This window comes from Gordonia asplenii (assembly GCF_012933505.1).
In the GTDB taxonomy this organism is placed as follows: Bacteria; Actinomycetota; Actinomycetes; order Mycobacteriales; family Mycobacteriaceae; genus Gordonia; species Gordonia asplenii.
In genome coordinates this window covers 1-15,061 of record NZ_JABBNB010000032.1, presented here as the reverse complement: position 1 = coordinate 15,061, position 15,061 = coordinate 1, and the positions used below count along the sequence as shown (strand labels likewise).

Below are 15,061 nucleotides of genomic sequence, written 5' to 3'. Positions count from 1 at the left end.
ACACTCTCCTCAGGCCATCTGGTGAGAAGAGTTTAGCAGGCCGACGATCTAGTTTTCGGCAACCCGAAACTTTGGGACGGGTGAGAACGAACACAACGCGACGTTCACCCTCAACCGCCGATACAGGTGGGGCCCAGTAGAGCCTTCAAATCCCCCATCAGCGCCGAACTGGGCGACACTCGCAGCGACTCCGTCAACCGCAACACCGTCGACTTCCGCTCGCTGACCAGGGTCACGTGTACATCCGCGGTCCCGGGGTGGCGGATCAGCACCTGCTTGAGCGCGCTGACCCGATCGGGAGTGCACAGCCGCGCGGACAGCGTGAGACTGACCGGCTTGTCTTTGCCCACATGCGCGAGATCGGGGACGGCGAGGTCGTTGGCGCTGATCATCATCGAGTCTTCGTCGCGTTTGTTGACGCGCGCCTTCACGAGCACGATGTTGTCGGCGACGATGTCCATGCCGAAGGTGGCGAAGGCACGCGGGAAGAAGTACACCTCGACGCCACCGACGAGGTCTTCGAGGGTGACGACGGCGTACGGCTCGCCCTTCTTGTTGACGCGCCGGGCGACGCCGGAGATGATGCCGCCGATGGTGATCTGAGCGCCGTCGGCGATGTCGCCTTCCAGAAGCGACGTGATCGAGGTGTCGGTTTGCGTGGCGATGGCCTGCTCGAGCCCGCCGAGCGGGTGACCGGACACATAGAGGCCGAGCATCTCGCGTTCGAGCGCGAGCTTGTGTTTAGTCTCCCATTCCTCGTCGGGGATCTTGACGGCGAAGACTTCGGCGAGCGAGTCGTCGGCGCCTCCCCCGACGTCGCCGAAGAGGTCGAACTGCCCCATCGCTTCGGCCTTCTTGGTGCCGAGAACGGAGTCGACGGCCTCGGCGTGGATGAGGAACAGGCCCTTGCGCGGATGGGACAGCGAGTCGAAGGCACCCGCCTTGACCAACGATTCGGTGACCTTCTTGTTGCACGCGGTGACGTCGATCTTGCCGAGGTAGTCGGAGAAGGTGGTGAACTTTCCCTTCTCCTCACGGGCGGCGATGATCGAGGCGACGACACCGGTGCCGACGTTGCGGACCGCGGCGAGACCGAATCGGATGTCGCTGCCGACGGCGGCGAAATCGTTCTGCGACTCGTTGACGTCCGGCGGGAGCACGGTGATGCCCATCTTGCGGCAGTCGGCCAGGTAGATGGCAGCTTTGTCTTTGTCGTCGCCGACCGAGGTCAACAGACCCGCCATGTACTCGGCCGGATAGTTGGCCTTGAGGTAGGCGGTCCAGTACGAGACGAGTCCGTAGGCGGCCGCGTGCGACTTGTTGAATGCGTAGCCTGCGAACGGGAGGATGGTGTCCCACAGTGCGGTGATCGCCGGCTGGGAGTAGCCGTTGTCGAGCATTCCCTTCTGGAAACCCTCGTAGGCGTCGTCGAGGATCTCCTTCTTCTTCTTACCCATCGCTCGACGGAGCAGGTCGGCCTGGCCGAGCGAGTAACCCGCGACCTTCTGCGCGATCTGCATGATCTGCTCTTGATAGACGATCAGACCGAAGGTCTCCGACAGGATCTCGGCGAGCGGTTCTTCCAGCTCGGGGTGAATGGGCCGGACCTCTTGCCGATCGTTCTTACGGTCGGCGTAGTCGTTGTGGGCGTTCACACCCATCGGGCCGGGCCGGTAGAGCGCGCCGACGGCGACGATGTCTTCGAATTTGGTGGGCTGCATGCGTTTGAGCAGTTCCCGCATGGGCCCGCCGTCGAGCTGGAACACGCCCAGCGTCTGTCCGCGGGCGAGCAGCTCGTAGGTGGTCTCGTCGTCGATCGGCAACGTGTCCATGTTGAGTTCGATGCCGCGGTTGAGCTTGATGTTGTAGAGCGCGTCGTTGATGACGGTCAGGTTGCGCAGGCCGAGGAAGTCCATCTTGAGCAGGCCGATGGCCTCACACGACGGATAGTCCCAGCCGGTGATGATCGCGCCGTCCTGGGCGCGCTTCCAGACCGGGATGGCGTCGGTGAGCGGTTCGGAAGACATGATCACCGCGCACGCGTGCACGCCGGCGTTGCGGATCAGGCCTTCGAGACCGAGTGCGGTGTCGTAGATCCGCTTGACGTCGGGGTCGGTCTCGATGAGGGTGCGGACCTCGGCCGCCTCGCCGTAACGCTCGTGGTTGGGATCGGTGATGCCCACCACGGAGATGTCCTTGGCCATGATGGGCGGCGGCAGCGCCTTGGTGATCCGGTCGGCGATCGCGAAACCCGGCTGACCGAACTGCACCCGGGCCGAATCCTTCAGCGCCGCCTTGGTCTTAATCGTTCCGAAGGTGATCACCTGGGCGACCTTGTCGGTGCCCCACTTGTCGCTGGCGTAAGTGATCATCTCGCTGCGACGACGATCGTCGAAGTCGATGTCGATGTCGGGCATCGACACGCGCTCGGGGTTGAGGAATCGCTCGAACAGCAGTCCGTGCGGAATCGGGTCGATGTTGGTGATGCCCAGCGACCATGCGACCAGCGAACCCGCCGCCGATCCACGGCCCGGTCCGACGCGGATCCCGACGTCGTGCGCGTGGCGGATCAGGTCGGCGACGACGAGGAAGTACGCCGGAAACCCCATCTGGATGATGACGTCGAGCTCGTAGTTGGCGCGCGCGGTGTAGTCGGCGGGCACCGGCTCGGGCGCGAATCGCCCGGCCAGCCCCTTGAGGACCTCCTTGCGCAGGAAGGTCTGCTGGGTCTCCGGCTCGGGCACCGGGAAGATCGGCATCCGATCGCGGTGGGTGAACACGTCTTTGTAGGACTCGACGCGCTCACCGATTTCGAGGGTGTTGTCGCAGGCGCCGGGCACTTCGCCGTCCCACAGTTCGCGCATCTCGACGGCCGACTTCAGGTAGTAGCCGTCGCCGTCGAACTTGAAGCGGGTCGGATCGGAGAGGGTCTTGCCGGTCTGCACGCACAGCAGAGCCTCGTGGCTCGACGCGTGCTCGCGGGTCACGTAGTGACAGTCGTTGGTGACGATCGGTTTGATGCCGAGCTTGCGGCCGATGTTCAGCAGACCCTCGCGCACCCGCGACTCGATCTCGATGCCGTGTTCCATCAGCTCGAGGTAGAAATTCTCTTTGCCGAAGATGTCCTGCCACTTCGCGGCGGCGGCGAGCGCTTCTTCATCGTGGCCGAGGCGAAGGCGCGTCTGCACCTCGCCGGAGGGGCAGCCGGTGGTCGCGATGATGCCTTCGGCGTGTTCGGCGATGATGTCGGCGTCCATGCGCGACCATTTGCCGAGCTGGCCCTCGATCGACGCCCGCGACGACAATTTGAACAGATTACGCAGGCCGGTCGCGTTCTCCGCGACCATCGTCATGTGGGTGTACGCGCCGCTGCCGGAGACGTCGTCGGACTTCTGGTCGCGGGTGCCCCACAACACGCGCTTGGTGTTGAATCGCGACTCGGGCGCGATGTAGGCCTCGATGCCGATGATCGGCTTGATGTCGTGCTTGTTCGCGACGTTGTAGAACTCGCTCGCGCCGAACATGTTGCCGTGGTCGGTCATGCCGATCGACGTCATGCCCAGCCGTTTGGCCTCGGCGAACAGCGGATTGACCTTGGCCGCACCGTCGAGCATCGAGTATTCGGTGTGATTGTGCAGGTGTACGAATGCTCCGGTATCGGACGAGTCAGACACGGTATTAACCTCTCCGGCGATTGCGGTCCTGCACTAGCGTCACCACTTTAGTAGCCGCCACCGACAACGTCGGAGACGCACGGCCGAGCGGTGACGAAAGAGACAGGTGTGGCGCGGACGCAGTGTGTCGGCGTCGGCGTGTCGTGCGGGCGTGTCGGTGCTCAGCCCTCCCGCAGGACGTCCAGCGCATGCTGCAGGTCCTGCGGGTAGTCGCTGTCGAAGGTGACCTGGCGGCCGTCGGCGGGATGGGCGAACGACAGCGACTTGGCATGCAGCCACTGTCGGTCGAGGCCGAGCCGGGCGGCCAGCTTCGGGTCGGCGCCGTAGGTCGGGTCGCCCGCGCAGGGGTGGTGCAGTGCCGAGAAGTGCACCCGGATCTGGTGCGTTCGCCCGGTCTCGAGGTGGACGTCGAGCAGCGACGCGGCGGCGAACATCTCCAGGGTGTCGTAGTGGGTGACGCTCGGTTTACCGTTCGCGATCACCGCGAACCGCCAGTCGTTGCCCGGATGGCGCCCGATCGCGGCGTCGATCGTTCCGCTCGGCGGGTCGAGATGCCCCTGCACCAGCGCGTGGTAGCGCTTGTCGACCGTGCGCTGCTTGAACGCCCGCTTGAGCAGCGTGTACGCGCGCTCCGACGCCGCGACGACCATCACTCCCGACGTCCCGACGTCGAGCCGGTGGACGATCCCCTGCCGCTCGTGCGCGCCCGACGTCGAGATCCGGAAACCGGCCGCGGCCAGCGCGCCGATGACGGTCGGACCGGTCCACCCGACCGACGGATGCGCGGCGACGCCGACGGGTTTGTCGACGACGACGATGTCGGAGTCGTGGTAGATCACTTCGAGGTCTTCCACCGGCGTCGGCTCCACGCGCAGCGGTTCCTCGGGCGCGGGCAGCACGACGTCGAGCCACGCGCCGGCGGCCAGTTTGTGGGATTTCCCGACCGCGGCGCCGTCGACGGTGATGTCGCCGTCTTCGGCGAGTTGCGCGGTGACCGTCCGTGACAGTCCCAGGATCCGCGCCACCCCGGCGTCGACGCGCATTCCGGCGACGCCGTCGGGTACCGGCATGGCTCGTGAATCACGCATTCTTGCGCTCCTTGTCCGCCTCGCTCGCCGGTTCCGCCGCATCGCTCGCTGCCGAGTCCGTCGCCGCCGAGTCCGTCGCCGCCGCGTCCGTCGCCGCCGCGTCCGTCGCCGCCGCGTCCGTCTCTGCCGCGTCCGTCTCTACCGCGTCGTCGGAGTCGACTTCTGTTGCCGCAGTTGACTTTTCCACGTGATCGTCGGTCGCCGCGGCGGACTCGCCGCGCGCCGCCCACCCGGTGCGCGTGCCGTCGAATTCGATGCCGACGATGGTCAGCAGCACGAGCAGTATCGCGCCGCATACGACCGCGGAGTCGGCGACGTTGAACACCGGCCACCAGCCGATCGCGACGAAGTCGACGACGTAGCCGCGCAGCGGCCCGGGCGAGCGGAAGATCCGGTCGATCAGATTGCCCAGCGCGCCGCCCAGGACGAGCCCGAGCCCGAGCATCCACCATCCCGACCGAAGCCGCGAGGAGAATCGGATGATCACCGCGACCACGACGAGCGCGATGATGGTCAGCACCCAGGTGTAGCCGGTGGCCATCGAGAACGCCGCGCCGCTGTTGCGCAGCAGTGTCAACCGGACGGTGTCGCCGATCAGGTAGATCGGATCGGAACCCTCGATGTATGCCACGGCCAGCGCTTTGGTGGCGATGTCGGCTGCGACGACCACCGCGGCGATCAGCAACAGGGTCACGGTGACCCGCCATCGGCGCTGCGGGGACGAGTGAGTCGGGTCGGGAGATGCGGAGTCTGGCACCCCTCCATCATCCACGGCCGCCGACTGTGAGCCACGCGGTGGGCCGCGCGGTGAACTCCGCCGTGTGCGCCGCGGCCAGACGAGTGATTCGGGTAACGATCCCGACGCCCGCCCGGAATCACTCGTCCGACACGGGGCACTAGGCTGTCGGCGTGTCGTCTGCCCCGCCCACCCGTCGAATCGCCGTGCGCGGCCTGTGCTGTGCGGCCGCTCTGGCCGCCGTTCTCACCGCATGCGGCGGCGAGCCCGCGTCCACTCCGTCGGCATCGAACGACGGCCCCTGCGCCACGACGTCGACGTCGGGCGCCGCCGGGGTGAGTCTGCTGCCGATCACCCCGGCGTCGGTGACGGTCACCGATCCCGGCGCAGCCGACCGCAAAGTCCTCGCCGCGTCCCCTGATATCACTGCGGCACAACAGGTTACGATCACCACCACCTCCAGCGAGGCGCGGGCGGGCGGTCAGACGACGCAGAGCGTGACGATGCCGCTGACAGCGCGCATCGGATGCACCGACCCCACCGACGTCGAGATGTCTCTCGGTGCGGTGACGTCGCCCGACGTCGTGCTGGCCGACGCGCTCAAGGCCGAGCACAATGCCCGCGTCGGAATGAGCCTCGGGCCGGGCACCATGCCGGTCTCACTGCGGATCTCCGCACCCGACGCCGCGTCGTCGCAGGCGCGCTCTGCCGTCGAACAGACGCTGGTGCAGACCCTGCAGCATTCGGTCGCATTCCCGATCACGCCCGTCGGCACCGGCGCGACCTGGCGTTCGGTGCGCACGCTGACCGGCGCCGCCACCACCACGCAGACGATCACGTCCACCCTGCGCTCGCGTACCGGCGACACCGTGACCATCGACGTCACCGTCGACGAGACACCCGTCAACGACGTCTTCGCGGTCCCCGGCACCAACCAGACGCTGCGCATCAACCGCTATTCGATGACCGGCACCGGCACGCTGACGATGGATCTGCGCCGCGCGCTGCCGACGTCGGGGACGATCACCACCAACGGCGCCCGCGAATTGGTCGGCGCCGGCGCGCCGCTGCTGCAGCAGATGGGTTTCTCGGTCAGCTACGCGAGCCGATGATCTCGGTGACCTGCCCGATCTCCTGCCACGCGCGGGCACAGCGGACGAATCAGCGCAGGCGAGACAGCAACGGCCCCACCCGAGGGGGTGGGGCCGTTGCTGTCAGAATTAACCGGTCGGCTTCGCCAGAACTAACTGGTCGGCTTCGCCAGAACTAGCTCGTCGGCTTCGCCAGAACTAACTCGTCGGCTTCGCCGAGGTCGACGCGGTCGACGGGCACATCGCCGACTTCACGTTGCCGGAGCTCATCAGGGCGCACACGGTGCCATTGGACAGCTTCCAGCGGCCGCCGTCGAACACGATGCCGGCCTCGACGTTGGTGACCGGGTTGTCGGGCAGCTTGACGCGCACCTTGACGGTGGCCTTCTTCGGGCCGGCCGGGATCACCGGCGGAATGATCTTGTAGGTGACGCCCTTGTTCTCGGCCACCGCCTTGTCCAGTTTGGCGAAGGCCTGCGGGTCCTTCTCCGAGCCCTGGACCAGCTGCTGACGCTCACTGGCCGGAACCTTGGGGTTCAGCGCCGTCTCCAGCATGGTGTTGAGCACCGCTACCGTGGGCCGCTTGTTGGGGTCGTTGATTCCGGTGATGCCGTCGGTGCTCGCCGCGGCGGTCGACGACGTCGTGGTCGCGCTCGATGCCGTGGTCGACGGAAGTGGGGCGTCATTGGAGTCACTGGAACCGCACGCGGACACCGCGGTGACCGCACCGAGTACCGCCGCAGCCGCGACAAACTTCGCAAACCTCAAGATCTCGTCCCTTACTGTCGTGAACTAAAGCCGGACGCACCACCGTCGGTGCGAACACGAGCTACCACTATGCCAAACGATCCTGAGAGCACCAACGCTTGACGTTAAGCATTGCCACAGCCAACCTAGTGCAATGCCAGCAGTCGGCGGGGAGCCGCACATCGTCGTGATCACCACCGGCGGGACGGTCGCCTCGCGACGCGGCGCCACGGGCGCGATACCCGCCCTGACCGGCGACGATCTGCTGGGGCGAGCCGGCATCGGCTCCGCACCGGTGCGCATCGTCGACCTGATGTCCCTCGACTCCTCGGCGATGTGCGTCGACGACCAGTTCCGCATCGTCGACGCCGTGACCGGCGCCCTGACCGACGACGCCGTGCTCGGCGTGGTCGTGACGCACGGCACCGACACCATGGAGGAGAGCGCGTTCCTCGTCGACCTGTACGCCGACGATCCGCGGCCGGTGGTGTTCACCGGTGCCCAATTCACCGACGACTCCCCCACCGCCGACGGGCCCGCGAATCTCGCCGGCGCCCTCGCCTGCGCCGCCGACCCCGACTCGCGCGGGCGGGGCGTCGTCGTCGCGATGGGCGGGGCGCTGCTGCCCGCGCGCGGACTGCTCAAGATCAGCACCTCCGAGGTACCGGCGTTCGACGTCGTGCACCCCGAGTTGGGCCGACCGACGCTGCCGCGGACGACCCGCACCGTCGTCCCCAGGGTGGAGTCACTGAGTCTGTATCCCGGCGTGAATCCCCGCATCGTCGACGCCGCGGCACTCGACGCGGCCGCAATCGTGTTGTCCGCCACCGGTTCTGGCAACACCCACCCCGACGTGACCGCCGCCGTCGCACGGGCGGTGCAGCGCGGGGTGACCGTCGTGGTCACTTCGCGGGTGCCCTACGGCGAGGTGACCGCGGTGTACGGCGGGGGCGGCGGCGCCGTCGACCTCCTCGACGCCGGAGCAATACTCTCCACGTGGTTGCGCGCCCCGCAAGCGCGGATGGCACTGCTCGGTTTGCTGTCCTCCGGCGCCGGTCGCGGGGCCGTCGGCGAGTTCTTCGCGAGGTCGGGACCGGTGCACGACAACCGGCGACTGCACACCGCCGTGCGATAAACTTTGCTTTCGAGAATGTGCTCGGCCGCGCACGGTGACCGCGCCGTCCACCCGAGGAAGTGCCGATGTCACTGCTGACTCAGCTGGCTCATCTGTGGCACCAACCCGACCGATTCGCGTCGATGACCGACTACATCGCCGCGCGCCGGTTGCACTCTTTCGCCCGCATCTCGATGGGCGTAGCCGTGATCGGGTTCACCGTCATCGGTTTGGCGATGCTGGCCAGCTATTCCGGGCCCGCTTCCGACGTCACGCGGACCGTGTCGCTGATCGGCAATGGCGTCACCCTGCTGATCGGCGTGTTCTGGCTTCTCCGGTGGCCGACGCAACGACAGTCGTATTGGATCGTCGCCGGAATCGGATGCGCGATCACGCTGCAATCCTTCGCGGTGTCCAATCCGTGGGTGGCCCTGTCGGGGGCGGGTGCCTTCGCATTTCTGGCCGGCTACGTGGCGACGCTGCACGGCGCCCGGGCGCTGGTCGCGGTAGTCGCGGTAGCCATCGTCGTGATCGTCGTGGCGGGCGTGCGGCTGGGCGCGGCGACCGACCCCATCGTCGCGACCATGCTCACGGTCAGCCTGATCGGCAACACGGTGTTGCTGCCGCTGCTGCTCATCACCTTGATTCCGGTGATGCAGCTCGACGCGCAGAACTCCGACGTCGACTCACTGACTCAACTGCTCAACCGCCGCGGGTTCGACAAGGCGCTCGACCGCCTGGTCCGCACGTTCGACACCGACGCCGTGGTCACCGTGAACGTGATGCTGATCGATCTCGACGATTTCAAACATCTCAACGACACCGAGGGTCATGCGGTGGGCGACGACGTCCTGCGGCACGTGGGCGCGACGCTGCTCGGCAGCGAGGGGCAACTGCGCGGCCGAATAGGCGGCGAGGAATTCGTGGTCGTGCTCGTCGGCACCCCCGACGCCGCCCTCGACCTCGCCGAACGCCACCGCAGCGGGATCGCGGACAACCGGTGGGGCATCACCGCGAGCATCGGCGCCGCGTGCGCGTCGACACGCGTGGGCGGTCCGAGCATCGAGTCCGACCTGGTCGTCGTCGTGCACGCCTTGATGAATTCGGCCGACCGGCAGATGTATCGGGCCAAGCGCGACGGCGGCAACCGCGTCCGCCAGGCCGACTCGTCGCAGTCGGAGCCGACTACGTCCAGCCCAGACTGTCCAAGGGATCCGCACGCCTCAACTCGTCGACCGGCAGACGGAAGGTCACCGCGCGGCCGGGCCCGGTCGCCCGGGTCTCGAACCGCACCGTGACGACGCTGTGCCCACTGCCCTGAACCCAGCCGTGCCCGTAGTCGGGGTGGACCACATCGAGTCCGGTCGGCCAATCGTCGGGCGCCACGTCGTCGGCGAGTAGCTCGCCGACCACATCGTCGGGCGCATCGTCGGGCGACGGCGCGGTGTCGATCAGCTCTTCCGGCGCGCTGAGATCACCGAGTCCGAACTCCAGGGAGAACTGTTCCACCGCGGTCAACCCGGAGAAGCCGACACCGACGAGGCGGATCGGTCCGATCTGCATCGGATCGAGGACGAGGCGCTGCGCCGCGGCGGTGAGAACGTCCGCGTCGACCGACGCTCCGGGCAGGGTTGCCGACCTGGTCAGGATCGACATGTCCGAGCGCTTGAGCTTGACGACGATGGTGCGCGCGCCGCGCCCGTCGGACAGCAGCCGACGATGTGCGTCGGCCGCGATCTTGGTGACCTCGCGTCGAAGCGACGGCAGGTCGACGATGTCGCGCGCCAGTGTGGTCTCCGAGCTGATCTGCTTGGCCGACGCCCGCTCGGCGACGGGCCGGTCGTCGACGCCCTGCGCCAACGCGTGCAGGGCGGGCCCGATCGTCGCACCCAGCACCGAGGACACCTCGACCGGCGACATCGCCGCGAAGTCGCCGATGGTGTCGATTCCCAACCGCGCCAACCGATCTCCCGACACCGGTCCGATTCCCCAGAGCTTGCGCACCGGCAGTTCGTGCAGGAAGGACAACTGCTGCGACGGTGTGATCGCCATCACCCCATCGGGTTTGGCCATCCCGGAGGCGATCTTCGCGATCTGTTTGCCGCTGCCCAAGCCGACCGAAGCGGTCAGTCCCGTCTGCCGGTAGATCTGGGCGCGCAGTCGCTCCGCGAAAGCGACGACCTCCCCCGCGGCGGCCCCGGCCAACTCGGCCGGTTCACCGAACGCCTCGTCGAACGACAGCATCTCGATGGTCGGAATCGCTTCGCGCACAATGGCGAACACCCGCTGGGAGGCCACCCGGTACACCGATCCCCGCGGTGGTAGCACCACCGCACCGGCCCCCACCAGGCGCCGCGCCTGATGCATCGGCATCGCCGACCGGGCACCGAATTCGCGCGCAGCGTAGCTCGCCCCCGCGACCACGCCGCGACCACCGAGGCCGCCGACGAGGACCGGACGGCCGGCGAGCGTCGGGCGGGTCAACTCCTCCACCGAAGCGAAGAACGCGTCCATGTCCAGGTGCAGCACCCACCGCGCGCTGGACTCGGCGGCGTCGAAACTCACCCCGCCATGGTAGTGACCGTGAAGACCGGAAGGTCATCGAGATGCGCCCGCAGCGTCGCCTCGTCGGAGTCTGGCGCGAGGCCGTCGGGCAGCAGGCGCCCCACCTCCCATCCCCACCGACGCAGATAGTCGGAGATGACCGCGGTCTTCACGTCGGCGTCGGAGACCTCGGTCAGCGCCACCTGGCGCTGCTTGCGTCCACGCTTGAGCTCGGCGGTGGTATTGACTCGCGCATTGCGCGCCCACTGCGTGTTCCCGCGCGGCGAGACCAGGTATTCCCGGCCGTCGAAGCTGATCGGATTGACCGGAATCCGCTGCGGGTTGCCGGTCTTGCGGCCGTAGACGGTGAGTGCCTGCGCCCCCGCGAGGTTGACGCCGTGGTCGGCGAGCCAGCGAACGGCCGAATTGAAGCCTCGCTCTACGGGACTGGAAGCGGAGTGGTAGTGGCCGGTAGTCATCGGTAGGCCCTTTCGTCGAAGCATCGGACAAACTGTGAGCACTGCTCTCGTTAAAGTATGCACGTCTGGTCGCGCGAATGCAAGAGCAGTGCTCTCAATCGTGCGATACTGATCGACATGACGACTCCCCGTGCGCGCAAACGCCTGGCGATCGAAGCGCAGATCCTGACCCTGGGCCGCGAACAGCTCGCCACCGTCGGCGCGGCCGCATTGTCCCTGCGTGCCATCGCCCGGGAATTGAACATGGTGTCGTCGGCGGTCTACCGGTACGTCGAAAGCCGCGACGAATTGCTCACCCGCCTCGTCGTCGAGGCCTTCGGCGAACTCGCCGACGCGGTCAACGCCGCGCTGTGCGACGCCGCGGACGGCACCCATCGCCGCCGCCTCGAGGTGCTGGCGCACGCGTTCAGAGCGTGGTCCGTGGTGCATCCGTCGCAGTACGCGCTGCTCTACGGTTCGCCGGTGCCCGGGTACGATGCACCGCCCGAACGCACCGGCGAACCCGGAACGAGGGTGATGATCGCCCTGATCACCATCCTGGCCGACGCGAACGCCGCGGGCGCATTCACCGCGGACGACGACGTCGACGCCGACTTGACCGACGACTTCGGTCGCATTCGCAACGAGCTCGACCTCGACCTGTCCGACTCGCAGTTCGCCTACGCGTTATGCGTGTGGACTTGGCTGGTCGGCGCGGTCGGGCAGGAGGTGTTCGGCGGATTCGGCGCCGACACCTTCGGGGCGCCGCGTCTGGTCTTCGACGCCCAGCTGGCGTCGATCCTGGGGACCCACCTGCGCTGAACGCGAGGGCGCACCGGTCACGAGTGGCCGATTGCACTCTGCCCCGTCACCACCGGCGGGGGAACATTCACCCCGGCGGCGGTGAGCAGACAGTTTCCACTCACCTTCCACTCACCCCGACTGCACTCCCGTACAGCGGGGTTGCCCACGCCCCTTCAGTCGTGACATTCCTTGACGGCGCGACGTGGTTGGTGCGCCGGTCGGCGCAGCGTGACGCAAGCTCCCGATTCGCCGATGGTGGAAGGGCGGGCGTCTTAGTCTGAGTCGGCGATCTCATCGCAGTCGATGGTGAACAGATGAGGAGACCCATGACTGTCAACGGACACAACGACGCCCGCTTCGACGCCCTGCGCGACACGTTCGCCGCCACCATCGACTCCGGCGAGGAGCTCGGTGCGGCCCTCGCGATCGATGTCGACGGTGAGACCGTAGTCGACCTCTGGGGCGGTCACCGTGATGCCGCGAGAACGTTGCCGTGGGAATCGGACACCATCGTCAACGTCTGGTCGACGACGAAGGAGATCACCGCACTCGCGATACTGCTCTGCGTCGACCGCGGGCTCGTCGACCTCGACGCCCCCGTCGCTCGCTACTGGCCCGAGTTCGCCGCCAACGGCAAGCAGGACATCACCGTCGCACAGCTCATGTCGCACACATCCGGTGTATCCGGATGGGATCAGCCGTTCGCCGTCGAGGACATGTACGACTGGGACCTCTCGACGTCACGGCTCGCCGCTCAAGCACCGTGGTGGGAGCCGGGCACGGCGTCGGGCTATCACGCACAGAATCAGGGTCACCTACTCGGCGAGGTCATCCGGCGGGTGACCGGCAAACACTTGAAAGCGTTTGTGGCCGAAGAGATCTCCGGTCCGCTGGGGACCGACCTGCAGATCGGCGCCGGACCCGACGACGACGCGCGGATCGCCGAGATCATCCCGCCGCCACCGCTGCCGATCGACTTCGAGAGTCTCGATCCGGCCTCACCGATGATGAAGACGTTCACCGGGCCGGCGGCAACCGCCGAGGCCGCCAACACCGTCGCGTGGCGCCGTGCCGACATGGGCGCCCTCAACGGTCACACCAACGCACGCGGGCTGGTCGGCACCCTGTCCCTGATCTCGCGGGGTTCGGTCGGACCGCTGACCCTCTCGTCGGCGACCATCGACCGCATCTTCGACGAGCAGTACCGCGGCGTCGACCTCGTGCTGGCCGTGCCACTGCGCTGGGGCATCGGCTTCGGTCTGCCCGAACCGCAGACCCTCCCCTACATCCCCGACGAACGGATCTGTTTCTGGGGCGGCTGGGGCGGTTCGCTGACCGTGATGATCCCCGAGAAGAAGACCACCATCTCGTACGTGATGAACAAGATGGCACCCGGCATCATCGGATCCGACCGCGCCGCGGCCTACCTGTCGGCGGCGTTCGAGGCGCTCGGGTAGGCGCGGCGCCGTTCTGATCAGCGTCAAGAAGATCGGCGCCTGGCCGTCGGTGCTGGCGGTAACCGCGGCGGCGTCGGCCGCGAGCATCAGCGTCAGCGTCTCGTGGAGTCGCGCGGGATAGGGTCGGGCGACTCCTCGACATACCCGCCGTCTTCCCAGTCGCAGTACGGACACCACGGCCGCAAGCGGTGGTGCACCCAGCCCGACCAGACTGTCGCGAACATCCAGACGTCGGTCGGCGCCGACAGCCAGTTCGACGGATGGAACGCGGACAAGGTCCACATCCCGACCAGGAGTACGGCGAACGTCACTATTCCGGGCGGACTCACGGTGAAGTGAAACAGTCGCAGAGTTCTTCGACGACGTCGCGCCTGAGTTGGGGCATCCGCCGGCACGGCATCGATGCAGCGTACGCACAACGGTGCGAGACGCTCATGCGCGACGTACGCGACCCAGCACAGGAAGACCACCACCTGGGCCGCTGTGCCCACTGCGGTGAGAAGGCCAAACCAGTACGCCACGCGAAACGGGATCGCCACGCACAACGCGATCGGCACCGCGTGCGCGGCGAATGACCAAATCGCCGACGCCACACCGCGCGGCCCACCGGCTGCCGTAGTCACGGCCGCGCTCCAGGCTGTTCGTTCATGTGTACAGAATGGCACCGAGGTACGACATCCCCGCTGGTTGAGGATTCACTGTTTCGACTCGCCGCGCGGAGCGCCCCGCTGGTTGAGCCGGCTCAACCTGGATCCACCGACGACGGGCCCTATCCGCTGGTTGAGCCGCGAGGAGCGCTAGCGCGCCGTACTGAGCGAGGCGCTAGCCGAGTCGAAGTGACGAGGGTGTCGAAACCCCGGTACCACAATGCATTTGATGGTAGCGCACTTGCCGAACTGTGATGCTATCGAACATCGAGGCGTGCGCACCCGTAGGGTGCACACGCCTCACTTGCCGGGTGTCATCGCCGATGTTGGCGCGCATCATCGAAAGTCGTTGTGGCTGAGAGGTTTCGACGCTTCTATGTTGTTTGTCAAGTGTGGTTTGGGGTTGTGCGGTGAGGTGGACATCGGAGTGGCCGGCAAACACACCCACCGACCGCATACCAGCGTGTGCGCTCGCTCGCAGGGTCCAGTCTTGACACCAGCAGCCGGCTCGCGGCAGATCAATGGCGGGGGGATCGCCGGTGCGAGGTGTGAGGGCCGGTGAAGGTTCACGCCTACCGCCATCGGCGCGTGCTGCGCGCCGATGGTGGTGGCGGTTCGATGTGTGGTTGTGGATCGTGGTGTGGTGGTGTCCCTTTCAGCTTGTGGCTGGTGATTGAGGTTATGCGGCTGCGGGTGCTGCT

12 protein-coding genes are annotated in these 15,061 nt (G+C 67.0%); 5 read left to right on the top strand and 7 right to left on the bottom strand.

Annotation, left to right across the window (positions count from 1 at the left end; genetic code table 11):
* Nucleotides 1–110 precede the first annotated feature (110 nt).
* From dnaE to lspA, 3 genes are all read right to left on the bottom strand, one after another.
* The gene (gene dnaE / locus HH308_RS23545) at nt 111–3,674 is read right to left on the bottom strand and encodes a DNA polymerase III subunit alpha (RefSeq protein ID WP_170196702.1); all 3,564 of its coding nucleotides are present in this window, start codon (nt 3,672–3,674) and stop codon (nt 111–113) included.
* A gap of 161 nt (nt 3,675–3,835) precedes the next feature.
* Nucleotides 3,836–4,762, bottom strand: a complete 927-nt coding sequence (locus HH308_RS23540) for an RluA family pseudouridine synthase (RefSeq protein WP_170196701.1) — start codon at nt 4,760–4,762, stop codon at nt 3,836–3,838.
* Nucleotides 4,755–5,519, bottom strand: a complete 765-nt coding sequence (lspA, locus tag HH308_RS23535) for a signal peptidase II (RefSeq protein WP_312870826.1) — start codon at nt 5,517–5,519, stop codon at nt 4,755–4,757. Before lspA ends, HH308_RS23540 begins: the two co-directional genes overlap by 8 nt.
* Before the next feature lie 152 nt (nt 5,520–5,671).
* On the opposite strand from lspA, the gene HH308_RS23530 reads away from it, so the two are divergent.
* A complete protein-coding gene (locus HH308_RS23530; protein WP_312870825.1) occupies nt 5,672–6,610 on the top strand; it encodes a hypothetical protein in 939 nt (312 codons plus the stop codon).
* Between the two features lie 177 nt (nt 6,611–6,787).
* Here the strand turns inward: HH308_RS23530 and HH308_RS23525 are convergent, their stop codons facing one another.
* The gene (locus tag HH308_RS23525; protein WP_170196699.1) at nt 6,788–7,357 is read right to left on the bottom strand and encodes a WKL family lipoprotein; all 570 of its coding nucleotides are present in this window, start codon (nt 7,355–7,357) and stop codon (nt 6,788–6,790) included.
* A gap of 133 nt (nt 7,358–7,490) precedes the next feature.
* On the opposite strand from HH308_RS23525, the gene HH308_RS23520 reads away from it, so the two are divergent.
* Complete coding sequence (locus HH308_RS23520) at nt 7,491–8,471, top strand: asparaginase (RefSeq protein ID WP_170196698.1); 981 nt, start codon at nt 7,491–7,493, stop codon at nt 8,469–8,471.
* Between the two features lie 65 nt (nt 8,472–8,536).
* Nucleotides 8,537–9,748 (top strand): GGDEF domain-containing protein, encoded by a 1,212-nt coding sequence (locus HH308_RS23515; RefSeq protein WP_170196697.1) that lies wholly within the window; start codon nt 8,537–8,539, stop codon nt 9,746–9,748.
* On the opposite strand, the gene HH308_RS23510 is transcribed toward HH308_RS23515, so the two are convergent.
* Together HH308_RS23510 and HH308_RS23505 are read right to left on the bottom strand one after the other, a co-directional pair.
* Complete coding sequence (locus tag HH308_RS23510) at nt 9,636–10,964, bottom strand: DNA polymerase IV (protein ID WP_211188778.1); 1,329 nt, start codon at nt 10,962–10,964, stop codon at nt 9,636–9,638. The two genes, HH308_RS23515 and HH308_RS23510, sit on opposite strands and share 113 nt — an antisense overlap.
* Before the next feature lie 47 nt (nt 10,965–11,011).
* Nucleotides 11,012–11,473, bottom strand: a complete 462-nt coding sequence (locus tag HH308_RS23505) for a nitroreductase/quinone reductase family protein (RefSeq protein WP_170196695.1) — start codon at nt 11,471–11,473, stop codon at nt 11,012–11,014.
* A 117-nt stretch (nt 11,474–11,590) separates the two neighbouring features.
* On the opposite strand from HH308_RS23505, the gene HH308_RS23500 reads away from it, so the two are divergent.
* Nucleotides 11,591–12,274 carry a TetR/AcrR family transcriptional regulator gene (locus tag HH308_RS23500; RefSeq protein WP_170196694.1) on the top strand — a complete coding sequence of 228 codons (684 nt, stop codon included), beginning with the start codon at nt 11,591–11,593 and terminating at the stop codon, nt 12,272–12,274.
* A 308-nt stretch (nt 12,275–12,582) separates the two neighbouring features.
* Nucleotides 12,583–13,713, top strand: a complete 1,131-nt coding sequence (locus tag HH308_RS23495; RefSeq protein ID WP_170196693.1) for a serine hydrolase domain-containing protein — start codon at nt 12,583–12,585, stop codon at nt 13,711–13,713.
* A 92-nt stretch (nt 13,714–13,805) separates the two neighbouring features.
* Here the strand turns inward: HH308_RS23495 and HH308_RS23490 are convergent, their stop codons facing one another.
* Nucleotides 13,806–14,336 carry a hypothetical protein gene (locus tag HH308_RS23490; protein ID WP_170196692.1) on the bottom strand — a complete coding sequence of 177 codons (531 nt, stop codon included), beginning with the start codon at nt 14,334–14,336 and terminating at the stop codon, nt 13,806–13,808.
* Nucleotides 14,337–15,061 lie beyond the last annotated feature (725 nt).